The 17,563-nt window shown below is 41.5% G+C and carries 11 protein-coding genes and 2 rRNA genes; 12 read left to right on the forward strand and 1 reads right to left on the reverse strand.

From position 1 onward, the window contains the following. From ACOSV2_RS15420 to ACOSV2_RS15470, 11 genes are all read left to right on the forward strand, one after another. A 23S ribosomal RNA gene (locus tag ACOSV2_RS15420) occupies positions 1-126 on the forward strand; the annotation flags it as partial. Between the two features lie 102 nt (positions 127-228). Then, positions 229-345 (forward strand): 5S ribosomal RNA (gene rrf, locus ACOSV2_RS15425). Between the two features lie 163 nt (positions 346-508). Next, positions 509-1,348: a tyrosine-type recombinase/integrase gene (locus tag ACOSV2_RS15430; RefSeq protein WP_428975905.1), complete on the forward strand. Its 840-nt coding sequence runs from the start codon at positions 509-511 to the stop codon at positions 1,346-1,348. 27 nt (positions 1,349-1,375) lie between these two features. Beyond that, on the forward strand, positions 1,376-1,576 hold the full coding sequence (locus ACOSV2_RS15435) for a hypothetical protein (protein WP_428975906.1): 201 nt from the start codon (positions 1,376-1,378) through the stop codon (positions 1,574-1,576). Positions 1,577-1,694: 118 nt separating this feature from the next. Continuing rightward, the gene (locus tag ACOSV2_RS15440) at positions 1,695-2,138 is read left to right on the forward strand and encodes a hypothetical protein (RefSeq protein WP_428975907.1); all 444 of its coding nucleotides are present in this window, start codon (positions 1,695-1,697) and stop codon (positions 2,136-2,138) included. A gap of 117 nt (positions 2,139-2,255) precedes the next feature. Beyond that, positions 2,256-4,064 carry a hypothetical protein gene (locus ACOSV2_RS15445; protein WP_428975908.1) on the forward strand — a complete coding sequence of 603 codons (1,809 nt, stop codon included), beginning with the start codon at positions 2,256-2,258 and terminating at the stop codon, positions 4,062-4,064. Between the two features lie 188 nt (positions 4,065-4,252). Then, complete coding sequence (locus ACOSV2_RS15450; RefSeq protein WP_428975909.1) at positions 4,253-5,080, forward strand: SGNH/GDSL hydrolase family protein; 828 nt, start codon at positions 4,253-4,255, stop codon at positions 5,078-5,080. A 501-nt stretch (positions 5,081-5,581) separates the two neighbouring features. After that, on the forward strand, positions 5,582-7,159 hold the full coding sequence (locus ACOSV2_RS15455; RefSeq protein ID WP_428975910.1) for a cell wall-binding repeat-containing protein: 1,578 nt from the start codon (positions 5,582-5,584) through the stop codon (positions 7,157-7,159). A 335-nt stretch (positions 7,160-7,494) separates the two neighbouring features. Next, a complete protein-coding gene (locus ACOSV2_RS15460; protein ID WP_428975911.1) occupies positions 7,495-10,575 on the forward strand; it encodes a cell wall-binding repeat-containing protein in 3,081 nt (1,026 codons plus the stop codon). 285 nt (positions 10,576-10,860) lie between these two features. Beyond that, on the forward strand, positions 10,861-11,421 hold the full coding sequence (locus ACOSV2_RS15465) for a competence protein ComK (RefSeq protein WP_428975912.1): 561 nt from the start codon (positions 10,861-10,863) through the stop codon (positions 11,419-11,421). 245 nt (positions 11,422-11,666) lie between these two features. Next, complete coding sequence (locus ACOSV2_RS15470) at positions 11,667-13,433, forward strand: LamG-like jellyroll fold domain-containing protein (protein WP_428975913.1); 1,767 nt, start codon at positions 11,667-11,669, stop codon at positions 13,431-13,433. A 73-nt stretch (positions 13,434-13,506) separates the two neighbouring features. On the opposite strand, the gene ACOSV2_RS15475 is transcribed toward ACOSV2_RS15470, so the two are convergent. Next, the gene (locus ACOSV2_RS15475) at positions 13,507-15,159 is read right to left on the reverse strand and encodes a M4 family metallopeptidase (RefSeq protein ID WP_428975914.1); all 1,653 of its coding nucleotides are present in this window, start codon (positions 15,157-15,159) and stop codon (positions 13,507-13,509) included. Positions 15,160-16,055: 896 nt separating this feature from the next. On the opposite strand from ACOSV2_RS15475, the gene ACOSV2_RS15480 reads away from it, so the two are divergent. Next, the gene (locus ACOSV2_RS15480) at positions 16,056-17,522 is read left to right on the forward strand and encodes a cell wall-binding repeat-containing protein (protein ID WP_428975915.1); all 1,467 of its coding nucleotides are present in this window, start codon (positions 16,056-16,058) and stop codon (positions 17,520-17,522) included. Positions 17,523-17,563 lie beyond the last annotated feature (41 nt).

Genomic DNA, 17,563 nt, shown 5'->3' on the forward strand with positions numbered 1-17,563 from the left:
CGAGATGAGATTTCCCATCACGTAAGTGAGTAAGATCCCTAGAAGATGACTAGGTAGATAGGTCAGAGATGGAAGCATGGCGACATGTGGAGTTGACTGATACTAATCGATCGAGGACTTAACCACAAAGAGTCATTTTTTAAATGAACAACATGGGTCGATATTCGGCTTTCTTGACATCAATTCTTTATCTAGTTTTGAAGGAACAATCCTTCAATTGAATATTCGTCTGGTGATAATGGCGAAGAGGTCACACCCGTTCCCATGCCGAACACGGAAGTTAAGCTCTTCAGCGCCGATGGTAGTTGGGGGATCTCCCCCTGTGAGAGTAGGACGTCGCCAGGCAAATATAGAAAGAGTAACTCATTGGAGTTACTCTTTTTTTATCGTCTGATATTAAATTAATTCTTCCTCATTATACTCTTCTATATTCGGAGAAGTTGACTTCTTTATCTATTCGTTCTACGATATGATTAATACAGAGGTTTGATTCGAAAGGGTGGTACTCTTGCAAGGATCTTCTAGTACTACGATTGATCAGTTTTTAGCATGGCTGGAACATGAGGGAAAATCAACAAACACCATCTCGACTTACCATCAGGAGCTTAAGAAATATGAGAAATGGCTCCTACAGAATGACAGGGAGTTAATAGATATTACTCATCGTGATGTACAGGATTACATTCTATTTTTAGAAGAAAAGGGTAAAAGTCCGATTACGACGGATAAGATTTTGGGCGTGATACGAACTTTTTCCAGATATTTAAAGAGGCCTGATATAACCTTTGATATAAAGATCAAACAAGGAAATAAAAAGGAAGATATCGAAACGCTGTCTAAAGATGAGTGTGAAGCACTTTTATCGGAAGTAAGAGAAAGTGAAAATGAAAGGAACATAGCGATTGTGTATATGCTGCTTCATACGGGGATACGGGTATCAGAGCTTTGTGCCCTGAATACATCAGATATCAATCTTGTAACGAAACAAGTAAGTGTCTCGGATACCCATGGGGATCAACGGATCATTCCCTTGTCGGATGAAGTGGTTCACTACCTTACTGACTATATGGAAGCTATCCAACCACAGGAAGCATTGTTCCTTTCTAAATCAAATGAGCGATTAACGGATAGATCGGTTCAATATATGCTTAAGAAGTTCCATATAAATGCGCAAAAGCTGCGCCATACATTTTGCCAGCATCTCATCGATCAAGGTGTCAGTCTTGAAATAGTATCCAGGTTGGCTGGGCATAGGGATATTAATGTAACGAAAAGGTATGCGAAGTCACGCTTGCCTGAAACGGAATTTGAGGATGCGATTCGACGAACTTTTTCGAAGGATTGTTGAAGATTTTTTTAATGGGAGAGGAGAAACATGAAGGATGAATTAGCACATAAAAGGTGGATGGCCTTACCGGGACATATCCGAAAGAAATTTGAAGGAAATGTATTTTGTCGGTCATGCGGTGTGACAACGATTGTTGATTACAGTGTGGATTCTGATAATCATAATCTTGTTCTGGAAGGTAGCTGCATGACGTGTGGGCGTAAAGTAGCAAGAGTCATTGAGTCATAATGAAACAGAACTTCCTTATCAGGATCATGGTAAAGGAGTTCTTTTTATATTATGTGATTTTCTTCACGAACAATTATGGTAAAATAAACAATATCAAAACAATACTAGGTGATGTCCGATGAAGGATCTCTACAATAAAGCATTAGCTGCTATTATCTCACCTCTGTTTTTTGCTCTGTTTATGGGGTGGGCACTGTATACTCCAATGGAAGAAAGAGAATATGAATGTTGTTATATGAATTATAGTGATGGATTTGTCATGACGATTATGCCTTCCATTCCCATTTACCTCGTGTTTGGACTTTTAGGTGCCTATCTGATTGATAAAGTGACGAATGCTCTAAAAATCAAACGAAACGTGTATTTGTTTCAACTATTGATGTATACGCTGATAGCCATTCTTCCTGGCATATTTCTTTCCATTGCGTCAGAGGGGATTGGAATGACATTGCTTTTTTCAATTTATAGTGTTCCTGCTACGCTCATTTACTACCATGTCTTCCTCTTCCTACATTACTTCGAAAAATTTAGAAACAACCGAAGAAAACTACATGAAGCATAAATGAGTCAGGAGTTTCCGAAATTCGGAGATTCCTTTTTTGATTGATATGCGATTTTGTTCCAACGAAGAATGATATAATGGGATTTACTACTTGTTTTTCATGTATCAGGAGGACTCATGCTTACGTCTATACTATTACTATTCTTGTTATTTCTTTCCCTTGCCGGATGGGGGATGTTTTTTCTATATAAGGTAAAGGTTCATCCTGCCTTTATTCCTTTATTTCTATTTTCCAGTGTCACGACGGTGCTATTTGGAGCCGGGTTGCTTCATCGGATGCCATTGGCAGCGAATATCATCTATTATTCTGGTTTATTTTTATGTTTGATTTATCTCGTATTATTCTTTTTTAAAAAGATCTCGTTTAAACCTTTGCTGCATCCCTCGCTGGTGTTCTTTTCCTTAGCATTTCTGTTTGTCATGCTTTATATGAGGGGGACTCTCTTTTTAAATTATGATGACTTCAGCCACTGGGGACTGGTGGTGAAGGAGATTGTGAGACTCGATGGTCTGCCGGATGCCAGTACGCTGGTGACTTTCCAGAACTATCCGCCTGGAAGTGCCGTGTTTATTTACTATTTTCTCAATCATTTAGGGTTTCATGAAAGTTTGGCATTGATGGCACAAGGATTCATGACGATGGCTGGATTCACAGTCCTATTCACGTGGAGTTCCTGGAAGAAGCTGGGGACTGTCATCCTGCCTTGGGTTATTTCCTTTACCCTCCTATTAGTGAATGCGAAAATCTTCTACAGTTTACTGGTGGATATTATTCTTGGATCAGTGGCGTTAGCGATTCCATTAATCGCTTATTACTACCGTAAGGATTGGAAAAGACTGCTTCTCGTGAACATTCCGATTGTGATCTTGTTAATTCTATTGAAAGATAGTGGAAAGGTTTTTCTATTATTTAACGGGATTGCTACGCTAGGCATACTGATTGCTTCTCATCGGGAAGGGATTGAAAAGAGAATCGATAAAGTCATGCCTTATGCTTCATTGGTTCTGTTGATGGTTCTACCTTTAGTGGTGAATTTGCTTTGGCACACGTATACGTTACAAGCTTATAGTGAGAGCTATGGAGATAATAAGTTTGCCATTACAGAGGATAAGCTGCAGGATATTCAGAAATCGGAGGAGTTTTTAGCAGGTTTTGATGGAATGATGCTGGACGCTGCGTTGAATCCTTTGTCGTCGCCTCATGTGATGGCATTGTTGGTGGTCAATCTGATTGCCCTTCTATTAATGGTCAGAATGAAACGTAAAACGCCTAATGAACTGGTGGCGTCGTTTGTCCTGTTTAATCTCTTTTACGTGATGTATATGTGTTCTCTCTCCTATATGTATGTGTATCTGATGCCTGAGAACGAAGCGTCAAGGCTTGCAGGGTTTAACCGCTATCAGTCGACCATTACCGTGTATGCAGGCGGCATGCTCATGACGGTGGTTGTCTATGTATGGTCTAATTATGTGAAATCCTTTAAAAGGGTAACGGGCATTCTGTTGGCAGTCTGTTTTTTAATCCCGTACATTGGACATCTGGAAGTATTGGTGACCCGGCCGGAAGCACATGTTGAGCGTCGGGGCGACGTAAAAGAGTATTCTTCTGTAATTAAAACATCAGGGGTATCGGAACCTATGATTACCTATTATAGTCCAGGAAGTGCGGATGACGGAGGATATTTCAGCTATTTGATCAGGTATGAACATCTATCTATGAACTATTCTTTCATCAAAGGTGCTGAAACTAAAGATCAGCTCTCTTATTTGAAGGAAGTATTGATGAAGTCTGATTTTCTGATGGTGCTGGATCGTGACGAACATATCCAAGATGGGTTATCACAGTATACTGAAAATGAAATTTCAGAAGGGGTGTACCGGGTAAAACACGAGAATGATAGGTTTGAGCTGGTGCCGATGAATTAGGGAGGGTGAAAGTCTATCTTTTTAAGATAGGCTTTTATTTTAATTAAACGCTAGTTGATACTTTTTATCCAAATAAAACCAGTTATTTTGTCGTAACTTTTCGAACCGCCTTCTACACGTATATACAAATTCTGAACTCTATCTCCTCTATCATATGATTCATAGACTTTACGTTATGGGGGATGAGGATGAAGAAGTTTTTGTTAGTCGGTCTTGGCGTGATTACATTATCAACACTTGCAGGTGGAAAATATCATTGGGATCAAAGGGTCGAGGCCGTCCAGGTTAACGTCCATACAGAAAAAGTAGCCGGCGTTCAGGCGGTGAGTGAAGAAGAGCGTGAAGAAAATGAGAAAGAAAAAGCAGCGGCTGAAGAAGAAAAGAAGAGGCTGATAAAACTGGATAAGCTGAATTATCTTCCGCCAGAATTAAAAGACACGTTTAAGAAAAAGCTTGAAGATAATGAACCCGTTCACCTGATGATTCTTGGCTCTTCATCTACTCCTGGGAAGGAAGGAGCTTGGCCGAAAGAACTAGAAAAGGCGCTGCTCGACACGTACGGTCACGATTTGATAAAGGTGACGATGAAAGAAATCGCCGAAAAAACGTCAGAACAGGTTGTGAAGGAAGAATTACATAAACCACTGGCTGATATGAAGCCGGATATTCTCTTGCTGGAACCATTTTTATTGTGTGACAACGGGGAAATCAGAATGTCGAACCGCATTAAAAATCTTGAGACGATTATTGGGGATTTCAAGAAACAGAATTCTGAAATCTCCTTTATCATCCAACCGGCCAATCCAATTCCAGGTGCTTATTACTATCCTCAGGAAGAAGCTGATTTAGAGAAGTATACCCGGGAGAAGAAATATGTGTATCTTAACCATTGGGACGCATGGCCGGATTACAATCATAAAGAAATAAAGGACTATTTAACAGAGGAAAATATACCTAACGAAAAAGGAAATAAGCTCTGGCTTGATTATTTAATGAAGTATTTTATAAGGGGATAAATTTCCGAAGTCTTCAATCCGTTGCGGTTGAAGGCTTTTTTTGAATAAAAAAGGCCATTATAAGAAAGTGGACGGGTACATCGAGAAGGATCTACATGCTTAATTTTGACTCATGATAGTGTAGTTTCTGGAGCAGGTGTTCTTTCATTTTTTCATCAAGACAGTCTTGGATCAGGGTGTAATAGTAAGTGGCGAGAAACCTATGGATCATCTTCATTACGATCTTCACTCCTTATATCTGTTTATTTTATTTTCCACTATAAAGCACCTCGAATATATAGGGATTGTTATTTATTTTTATTACATCATTTGCAGGCGTAATGGCCAGATCCCACACAACTGCTTCTAAAGGATCGAATTGCGGGTTTTGTCGATAAAAATTAGGAGGAATATCCTAATGCCTTGGCCAATACCTATAATTGGATTGCCAAAATAGAGAGGAAGAACCACTTTGAAAAAAATTTGAAACATTCTTTGAAAGTGTTAACGGGAGCAATGACAATGGCATTAGTGATGACACCAACGATGGCTCTTGCTGAAATGAAAGAAGAGCATACGTATGTAGATTATCTTGCTTTAGGAGATTCGTTGGCGGCAGGGGTGCTGTATGACAACTCGCTAGGTAAGGGCTACCCTGATTTCCTTGCAGACGAATTTAAAGAAGATGGCTTTCATGTAGATTTTAACAAGAGCTTTGCCATACCGGGTTATACGTCTAAACAGGTATTGGCGGACATACAAGATCCTGCAAAGGGTTTGCAGAAAGAAATCATGGAGGCTGATACGATTACATTGGACGCAGGTGCCAATGACTTACTGCAATTGATTGAACATAAGGATGGCAGGATTTCAATTGATCCAGTAAAAGTGCAGGCAGCCCTTCAGGAAGTGGGTGTGAATATCGCTGCCTCTTTAGGCATCATCCATCAATTAAACCCTGACGTACCGGTGTATGTGATGGGTTATTACAATGCATTCCCTTATTTGCCACAAGAGACCCAGGCACAGTTAAAACCTGCGTTAGATGGATTGAACCAAGCCATTCAAGCAGCTAGCTTGCAGGGGGGAGGCGTGTTTGTCCCGGTTGAAGAAGCGATGGCCGATAATTTCCAAGTGAAACTTCCTAACCCGCAGAATGTCCATCCTAGTGAAGAGGGATATGAAGCCATGGCCGACGAGTTTTGGAAGATCATGGAGCTCTCAAGTGATACAGTTGGAAAATCAACTGCCCGTTTATACGGACAGGATCGTTACGAAACAGCGGCTGAAATCTCAGAAGAAAGCTGGGAAGCTGTTGAAACCGTGATCATTGCGAGAGGTAACGAGTATCCCGATGCATTGGTCGGAACACCTCTTGCCTATCAGTTGGAAGCGCCGATTTTGTTGACGAATGGAGCCACATTATCCAAAGAGACTGTAGAAGAGATCGATCGTCTTGGAGCAGAGAATGCGGTGATTCTTGGTGGGGAAGGAGCCGTTTCAGAGAAGATAGAGGCGGAATTGGATGAGTTGGGATTAAGCGTGGATCGAATCGGTGGAGGTGACCGCTTCGAAACAGCCGCTTTCGTCGCGAATGAATTGGGTTATTCAGAAACGGCAGTCGTTGCCTATGGATATGACTTCCCTGATGCCCTAGCAGTTGCTCCATATGCGGCCCAGCATGGATATCCAATCCTGTTAACAGAAACAAATTCCATTCCAGAAGCGACAGGCTTTGCCCTTCAGGATGTAGAGAACACCTATGTGATTGGGGGAGCAGGGGTCATCAGTGAAGAGTTAACGTTTAAAAATGGAAAGCGTTTGGCTGGTGACGCGCGTTATGATACAGCGGCTGCTATCTATAACGAGTTCCAAGGTCCCGCAAGCTATGCCGTAGTTGCAACAGGCCAGGACTTCGCTGATGCTCTTACGGGGTCTGTCTTTGCTGCCATAAATGAGGTTCCGTTATTGCTGGTGAAAAAGGATGACTTGCCTCAGCAGACAAAAGGATTGGTGATGGAACAAGGATTGAAGCACTTTATGGTATTGGGTGGAGAAGGTGCGGTTGAGAGTGGTGTTGTTGAAAAGTTAGTGGAGTAAAGATGTTCATAAACGGTCAAAAGAGTCCTGGACTATATTCAAATAGTCCAGGGCTTTCTTTTGTGTGTGAAACAATCGTTTAACAGCCTTAAGTAAGGCTGTGAGAGTGGTGTATTGAATCAATCAAACGTTTGTTTAAATAGAGTCAGTCTTTAATAGACATCAGAAGGAGTACAGTTAAGTTTTTCCATAGAGGAACAAGTACTTCAAAACAGCTCTTTAAACACGATAATTAAGAGACTATATTTTTCCTTAAAATATAAAATATTTCCAATTTTAGCTTTCTGTGGTTTAATAGATTCTGTAGTTCATTTTATAACATAGTGGAGGTTCTAATGAAAAAGAAGATTCGTAGTTTCGTAGCTTTGGTTTTCGTTTTTTCGTTGATTTTCAGCCAGTTTTCCGTGATGGAAGCAGGTGCGGAAGAGTCTGGTGTACCCAATGAGGAAGGAACGTTGATGATCGGGACACCGGTCGACGGTGAATTCGATGTTTCTGAAAACGTTCATTGGTATAAGGTCGATCCATCTGAAAGTGAAGTGACAGATTATACCCATTTACGGATGAAGCTTCAATCAGAATCGGAATTAAATGTGACGGTTTATTCCAGTCTGGAAAATGCCATCAATAATCGCGCATTTGAGCGTTATATGAGCTATTCCTATCAAAATGAACCAGCGATCATCGACTTCCCGATTTCCTGGGTAGGCCCTTATTATATTAAGATTGAGTCCTATGGAATGGAAGAAGAATATGTAGAGTTCGAAGAAGAGTTTGAAGATATGATGATTCCATACACGGTAAGCTATGATGGCATTACGTTACCTCCTTCTGATGAAGCCATTGCTGAGGAGTGTCCAGCGGAGTTAAGCACGAAAGAAAGAGAAAATGGAAAAAGCATTTTAAAAGATTTACGTACCGTTCGTGAAACGGTCTTGGCAAAAACGGAAAAAGGCCAGGATTTGTCTGCTCTTTATTACAAAGCGGCTCCGTTTATCAGTTCAAAAATGGTCTTCAGTAAAACACTGCGTGATAGTGTCTACCATGATCTTGTCCAATTAAAGGAATTGTTTGCCGATGTAGCGGCTAATGGAAGTGCAAGCTCATACAAAATCACCAAAGAAGATCAAAAAGCGATCAATAATCTGTACAATAATGCACTTGAATCGACTCCTGAGTTCATACAGGAGAAAATTGAGAATACAGGTAAAGAAGTAGGGATTTCAAACCTGACGAATTCAACGGTTTCTACTATTCTGGCAAAAGCGGGACTTTCCCCTATAAAGGCAGCCAGTGACGAAAATCGTTTAATCGTGAAATTAAAAGATAAAAAAGATGCAGCAAGTATCCAGGGGAAAACAAAATCAATGGGTGTTGAATCGATTTCCCCACTAAAGACGAAGGATTCATTCTTCTCCAATCTGTATGTGGTAGAAGTCGATGGGGACGGTTCCGATAAAGTGTCTACTGCCTCATTAAAAGTTACTTCAAAAGAGATTGCGAAGCTGCCTGAAGTCGAGTTTGTTGAGCCTGTCCAACAATACAAAGCACTGTCATCCGATGCTCAATATCCTTATCAATGGTCTCTACAAAATAACGGAGACAATGGTGGGAACCCTGATGCCGATATTCAGTACGAGCAGCTTCAGGAGCTTCTGAAAGAAAAAAATCTTGAAGAGACGATCATTGCTGTAGTGGATACGGGTGTAGACCACACGCTGGCAGATCTGAGCAATCATGTCTTAAAGAATGACGGTTATAATTTTGTAGGACGAAATTCCGATGCGATGGATGATCACGGCCATGGAACTCATGTATCTGGAATCATTGCAGCAGAAGCTAGTAATCACTACTCGATGGCAGGAATCAATCCTCACACGAAGATTCTTCCTGTTAAAGTGCTTGATGCATCTGGAAGCGGTGATACAGAACAAATCGCTTACGGGATTAAATATGCAGTCGATCACGGAGCTCAGGTCATTAACTTAAGTCTTGGCGGATCTTATAGCCGTGTCATTGAGTATGCTCTCAAATACGCTCATGACCATGGAGTGACCGTGGTAGCTGCAACAGGTAATGACGGAATGGAAGAAATTTCATATCCTGGTTCATCAAAATATGTGGTTTCTGTTGGAGCGACAAATAATATGGACCTTGTATCTGATTACTCAAACTTTGGAAAAGGAATCGACCTGGTAGCACCGGGAACGGATATTCCGAGTCTGGTTCCAGATGGAAACGTGACATACATGAGTGGGACGTCTATGGCGACTCCTCACGTAGCGGCGGTTGCAGGGTTACTTCTTTCCCATGATGCTGAGTTAACACCGGCTCAAGTGGAAAGAGTGTTAACGCGAACAGCTTTAGATATCACGTTTGATGAAGAAGATAATCCAGGTTACGGCTACTATTACGAGGAAGAGTACCCATACCCAGCGGAGTTGGTCCTTCCGGGATACGATACAGTTTCCGGCTGGGGAAGATTGGATGCCGTGAGTGCGGTTACGGGTATCGATCAAGCGAATATTGGCACGGAACGAATCTTTGGGACCGATCGTTATGAGACTGCTGTGAAAATTTCAAGCAAAGGCTGGGAACAATCTGATGTAGCGGTCATTGCAACGGGGCGTAATTACCCTGACGCATTAAGCGCCACACCACTTGCTTATCACCACAGCGCACCATTATTGTTAACCAATACAACAACCCTTCCTAAGGCGGTTAAGGACGAACTAAAACGCCTAAAAGTAAAGAAGGTGATTCTGGTTGGAGGTAAATCGGTTATTACAGCCAATATCGAGAAAGAAGTCAAAGATTTAGGAATCAAGACGATTTCACGCATCAGCGGAGCCGATCGTTATGAAACATCAGTGAAAATCGCTGAACAATTAGGCTTCACGGATCGTGCAGTCGTGGCAACCGGGCAAAGCTTCGCGGACGCCCTTTCCATTGCTCCGATAGCTGCTTCCCTTGAAATGCCGATTCTATTAACAAAGAAAAGTGGAACACCGGATTCTGTTCGCAGCTATATGGAAGAGAGCATGTTTGAGCAGTTCTATGTAATCGGCGGAGAATCAGCTATCCCGGAAACGGTAGCTGAGGAGTTCATGAATTATGAGCGATTAAGCGGAAGTGATCGTTACGAAACGAATAGCAGCATCATCAACTATTTCGCTAGTGAATTGAACATGTCCACACCATTCATTGCAACAGGTAAGAACTATCCTGATGCCCTGGCTGGTTCTGCACTGGCAGCTGTAGAAGGAAATTCCGTGGTGTTGACTCATCCGAAAGAGGCACAGTTTACAACGATGGATACCCTTGCTATGTTTGCTCCGGTTACAGATATGTATTATATTCTTGGTGGAGAAGGGGCCATCTCTGATTCAGTGGTTGAATCACTTTTGGCACAATAAAAAATTAGGAAGCCTCCATTCGATGCATTTGTGTATCGAATGGAGGCTTTTTGATGCCTTATCATATCTGAATCATCCCAACGTAATCATATATTTCTAAGGCCTTTTTTCGACACTATCTCCCAGGAAATAATCCATTTCCTCAAATTATGAGATTTTTCTCAAAAAATATACAAATATAAATGGAAATAATTTAACATTAGTATATAATAGTAATAAAGTCTCATATATAAGAAGATTCTGACAAAAGGGGCTTTATTAAAAAGGAAAAGGAAGGTGTTTTGATTGAAAGGTTTAGAAGTGCTGGTTACTCGAAGGACGGTGGCGGTTTGTCCTGCTTATGATGGGATTCATCAGTCAATCATTTATGACTACTCGGGGAAAAAGACGTTCAGCAAAAAATCAGTCATGGAGATTTTAGACGAATCCTGTATGGCTTACCGGTCTACATATGACGGCAGGATCAAAGCCGTTCGCCATGCTACCAGGTATTTACGAAAGACACCTCTTATGATTTGCCCGCAGGAATTCATCTATGCGATACCTACAATGGCTTCAACACACTATGATTGTATCTGGTTATTCTGCCAGCATATCGAATCTACTGTCACATCAGAAGGGAAAACATACATCCAGTTTACGAATGGCGAAGAGTTGGAAGTCAACTGTTCTGAAAAAGTGATCACCAAACAACGTGAACGGGCGGCTGCCACCATGAATCACTTCGCAAGTTTCCCATCCCGCAGAGCTTTGAGAAGGACCGAAAGCGAACTATATCTTCCAGGATTTCATCCAGGTCTGCTTGATTCCACAGACATAACAAATGATTCACAGATCGATTTTTGAGGGACGGACCTCTGAGTATCAAAAACGAAATCATTAAATAATGAAAAAACAGGAGTAGGGTGATTATACCAACTCCTATTTGTCATTTTCTTTTACGATTGCTGGAGGGACGGACCTCAGTATGTAAATGGTTAAAAATCTTCTAATGATTTGTTGATTAGAAGATTTTTTTGTCTCAATACAATACATCTTCTTTTCGACACGGTCCATACTAATTAAAAAACGATTGTAAAGGAGGGACGACATTGAGATTAGACAAGAAACACATGCTATTCATAACGGGACTGGCTGGTTTGATGGTTCTACTTTGGGTGTTGTTCCCTCCTGTCATTTCCGGACGGGACATGGAAGAGAGAGGTCCTTCTACAACCATCGCCGCCCATTGGATCTTCTCGAAGGATCATATTCAAACCGGAACCATCACCGGAAAGGATCTGGTTATGAGAGATGTAAGTGGCAACACCAATCATCTCCGGTTAATCAACCTTGAAGGCTCCAATCAAAAGCTTCCGTTCATCCGCTGGTCGGAAGAAGATTACGAACAAAAGGATGCGGTGGAGACCTTGCAATTTACTCACAAAAAAAGTGAGGCTGGGGGTCAATACTTTCAAACGGGCAAGGATGCCCCTTTGAATCATAATCGTTTTAAAAACGGATATACCATCGAGGTTTTATTCAAACTGCCGAAACAGTTCTCTCCGAAAGACCACGGTGGAATGGAGATTATGTCAAGGGGTGGAGAGCGCTCCACCTTATCAGTATCTGACTTTAAACAAGTCCAGTGGGAAAGTCATCCCTTAAATCTTCAACGCAGCGAGACAGAATGGTCCCTTGCCCTTGATAGTGAAGAAGACTGGTATCATGTAGCGGTCGTCAATGACGGGAAGAATACGAGCATCTATATAAATGGAGTGGCCGACTTCCGGCACACCACTGCTGAAATGATCGGGATTGATTTTGCAAAAGGAAAGGGATGGAATATCGGGGCGTCAGAAAAAGCAGACGCTTTGTTTGCAGGGAATTTACAGGAAATCCGCATCGCCAATCGATCTATTCCAAAAGAAGACTGGCTTATCCAACATAAGCCCAGTGACCACGTCAAAAATGGAACCAATCGATATCAATCCTTACGAACGAAAAAGAAAAATTATTCCTTTCTTTTTGTACCGGATCCACAAAAAACGGTGCGATATAAGCCAGAGATTTTCAAAGAGCAAATGAGATGGATTTCAAAGAGATATGAAAGGTTGAACATCGCTATGACTGCTTTCTTAGGAGACATGGTCGATCAAAGCGATTCATTGGAGGAATGGGTCCACTCGTCTACAAGCGTCGGGATCCTCGACGAGAGAAAGGCACAGTATGTGACGATTGCCGGGAATCATGACTACGGTAAAGGAGATCCGTATCTTAAATATTATGGATCAGGGCGTTTTGCGGAAAGATCGTATTATAAAGATTCTTCCCCTACTGGATATAGTTCGTATTCCATCATTAAAGCGGGAAGCTATCATTACTTATTTCTATCCCTCGACATGGAACATATGAAAGAGGACATTCCCTGGGCAAAAAAGGTTCTTAAAGCACATCCCAAAACACCGACCATCCTTCTTTCTCATCAAATCCTCAACATAGAGGGGGGCACTCCCATAGAGACAGAGAGAGGGACACTTGCCTGGGATGAACTGGTCTATCCATTTAATCAGGTATTTATGACGGTCAATGGCCATCATCATGGCTCCACTCACAGAATGAAACAAAATGCAGCGGGTCATCCCGTTTTACAAATACTTGTCGACTACCAATCAAGCTATCACGGGGGCAATGGCTGGATGAGGTTTGCAGAATTCGATGAAGAAGATGAGATGATTTCGTTTAAGACCTATTCCCCATGGGTGGATAAGCTGCCACGGCCACAGAAAACGTATTTTGATGTGGCGTATTTAACGGGGGTGCGTGATCAATTTCAGATACCTTTTGATTTTGAAGAGAGGTTTGATTTTGCACGGTGATCAACGGGGGTGGAGCCGGAAATATATAAAAGAAGCATGAAGAGTGGATCTTCATGCTTCACAAACCTAAGATTTATTCCACAATCCCCACAGAATCAAAGCCGCCAGCCGCTGCTTCTGCCTCTGCACTGCCTTCTCCATATAAATCGAAAGCAGATTGAATGATCGCTTGACGGGCATCACTGAAATCAGACATAGGCGTCAAATAAACCGTCAATGCACGATAATAAATTTTCCCGAGCTTTTCACGTCCGATATCCTGAGCCGTCAGGTAGGCAGCATGATTAATGATGGAGGAGTTAATATGAACACCACCGTTGTCCAAGGAACGGGGAAGATCATAAAATTCATCCATATGCGAAGGGTATTTGCCCTCGCCATTTCCGTACTCCACATATTTTGCTCCTACCGGGTATTTGCTTGGGTCACTTAAGCTGCGAAGAGATTCTCTGCCGTCTGCTTTGGCAGCCGGTGCCATGATGTCTTCACCGAGCTCCCAGTTCTCGTCATCGATCAATGCGCCGAAAATGTCTGCGAAAGCTTCATTCAGCGCACCTGGTTGAAAGCGGTACACAAGATTGGCGGAGTTGGAAATGACTCCGTGGGTCATTTCATGAGCCGCCACGTCAAGCCCGGCAGATAATGGAACCATGAATTCTCCATCTCCGTCCCCATACGTCATTTGGCGTCCATTCCAGAAGGCGTTGTTATAATTTGTTCCAAAATGAACATAAGAAACAATCGCCATTCCTTCATCATCCAGGGAATTTCGGTCATGCTCATTTAGATAATAATCGTATACCTTTTCTGAGTTATAATGGGCGTCCACGGCAGGCCGATCGTAATCTGATTTAAATGAAGCATCTTTATTGGAGAAAACCTCTCTTGAAGGATAATCGTATGTTAAAATCCCCTCCAAATCCTCATGACTATAATCCGCCATCTGAAACTCGGTACCTGAACGCGGTTCCTTTACTTGTGAAATATGTAAAAGACGATGTTCCCCTAATACACCGGTCCCTGTTCCTGTTTGAGTTTTAATCTTTTCCGAGTGCATAATTCCATTATATTGATCTACCACTTTTCCACTTTTCGCATCCACGAACACAAACCAGTTTCCAGGCTCTTCTCCTAAGAAGTTCACATTCACTTTATAGGCCACATGATTTTTCCCTTCAAACGGGTAGATCACGAGTTCCGAAGTTGGAGTGTATTCTGTTTTTTCAGGAGCTTGAACAGAGGCTTTCGCTGCTTCTACTGCTTTTTTACTGGTAACTAGTGTAGACGTATTCAGTTCGCTCGTTTCCACTTGTTCATTGTAAGAACCATTCACAGCTGTAATTTCATTGTTTTGGTTATAGTGAACAATGATTTCAGATCCTTCAACCGGCAGTCCACTCTTTGTTTGATGAAAGCGGATGTGAGTCATCCCCAGCTCATCTTTTTTTGATTCCTTCACTTTTAAACCGGCTTTGGGATTCTTCATTCCTATTTTACTTTTATGTTGATCTAAATAGTTAAGAGCATCATTAGAATTAACTGCAAGACGTTTGACTGCCTGCTTTTCCTTTACAAAAAGAGGGACATTGGCCTTCACATTCCATTCTTTAGAAGCTGCATTTATAGCGTGTTCATGAGGTTGGACGGCAAGGGCATCATTGGACGGAAGACCGGCAGAAAAGAGAGTAGTAGAAAGAATAATTGGTGCGATTAGTATTTTCTTCAAGTTATTTCCTCCTTTAGTAGCTTATGTACAAGTATAGAGAGGGAGGAAAATAATTACATGATTCGGATTCATTATCTTAATAGTCTGAAAATATAGGTATTTATTGGTAGGAGTAGAAGTATGCTATGGGGAAATTTGAGTAATGAATAACTCTTTGTTATTCATTTCGGAATTCGAAGTAATGAGTAAGAACTAGTTATTGTCGAAAGAAAAAGAATAATGGGGAGATTATATAAATATAAATAGGTTATAAATAGAAGTTTTATGGGTACTTAGAATTGTGTGGAAGATATTCCCTACAATAAAAAATAATTAATGCCCACGGTTTTATTAAACCTGAAATAGATACAGACTCAACTGAAAAAGTTGTCGATAAGTATTCTTTCTTAATAGATAGATTATTCTGAAATTTATTCTATAATAGAGGTACAGGAAATATCTGTTAAACGAATTTACTTTGTTAGGAGGAATGACGATGTCTGGATATTATATGAAAGAAATATGGACCCCGTTAAAATTAGTAGGGGTAAAAATTTTTAAAACGGAAGAAAATCGGATATTTATGAAATTTCTCAAGAAACCTAGAAAGCGTATTTTCTAGAAACATAAAGTGATATTTCAAGTAGAACATCAGCAACGTGTTGTAAGTTACTCTTTCAGTTAGCCGCTATTTGCGTATTTCCATCCGTATTATGCAGTCAGCCTTTCATTCCCAACTGCTTTTCTTACACTATCCTCACAATATAAATCATATCTCAAATTTTGAATAATCCATTCTCCATAAACCATTTTAAGAAGATGATAGAACCAAATTTTCAAGTCTAGAATTCACCTTTCCAAAATAATATAAGGTTGTAGGGCGTTACATATCATTTCAACTCGAAGGGGCTGGGATCATGAAGAAAATCAGTACCGGTTTATTTGTCATTCTATTGATCTTCTGTTTTAGTGTTTCACCGTCGGTTGCCGCAGGTCCGTTTGATCACCCAACCATTAAGGAAGAACTTCACTCTCTCTCAAAGAAACAATCTTCAACGACACTTGATGACTCAACATTCACAAGACTGAAAGAAAGGATGAAAGGATTAAAGAAGTCCGATGAAATGAGGTTGATGGGTGAGGTGTATGAAGAGGAACCAAATGATTATCCATACCAGGCTGACTATATCCGCCTCGATGACATCGTACTTGGCACCTTTTGGTGGGCTGAAGACTTGGATTATTACAGCTTGGATATTGATGAAACGCAAGATACGTATATTTACGGAACGACATTGACAACTCTCAATAGTCTGGGGTATTTGCTTTTTACCCCGGAAGGCGAGCCTGTCTATCCCGATGAATGGCTGGAAGATGGAAGCGATAATCTCCAGATTTATTATTCTCTTCCTCCAGGTTCCTATTATCTTGTAGCCACTGATCTCAATATGTTCGGCGGGGACGGAGTGTATGGGTTGACCGCATTCACTGGAGAAGAAACCGTAGATAATGTGTATCGTATTTATGGAAAGGACCGGCATGAAACCGCCATTGAAATCTCGAAGGTGGGATGGCCTGACGGTGCTGAAACGGTTGTATTGGCAAGAGACACCACATTCCCTGACGCTTTGGCAGGAGCCCCGTTCGCTTACCAACAAGATGCGCCGATTCTATTGAATCCAAAGGATAGCTTGAATGGTAAGGTGAAAGACCGAATAAAAGAACTAGGGGCGAAGAAGGTTGTCATTTTAGGAGGAGAGGGTGCGATATCGGCTAAAGTGGCAAAGGAATTGAAGAATAACGGATTGGAGGTTCGCCGGATCGGGGGAAAAATACGCTATGAAACGGCAGCGAAACTTGCAAAAGAATTAGGGTATTATGATCAGGCAATCATTGCATACGGTGGCAACTTCCCGGATGCCTTATCCATCGCACCTTATGCTGCCTCCAATGGAATACCGATTCTGTTAAGTCCTGCCAATGAATTAGCGAATGAAACGAAGGAAGCTCTGAAGTCTGTCACGGACACGATCATTGTCGGAGGAAAATCAGCCATTTCCGATGGAGTCCAAAAGCAACTGGCTAAAACGAATCCTGTACGGATTTCAGGTAAAGACCGTTATGAAACATCGGTCAACATCGCCACACAGCTTGAAATGCCGGGAGATATCATCACGGTTGCGACAGGTCAAAATTTTGCCGATGCACTGACAGGATCTGTACTTGCCGCTAAATACTACGAACCTATCCTCCTGGTAGAAAAAAATAAAGTGCCTGACCCTGTACGAAAGTATATCTCAGATAATGGAACATGGTACTACACTGTACTTGGGGGGGAAGGAGCGGTTTCTCAAAAAGTTGTAGAGGAGCTCAGTGGTTTGTAGGTTATATAACATGACAGAAAGACTAATGATCACTCTTAGGG

The organism is Rossellomorea sp. DUT-2 (genome assembly GCF_052665285.1).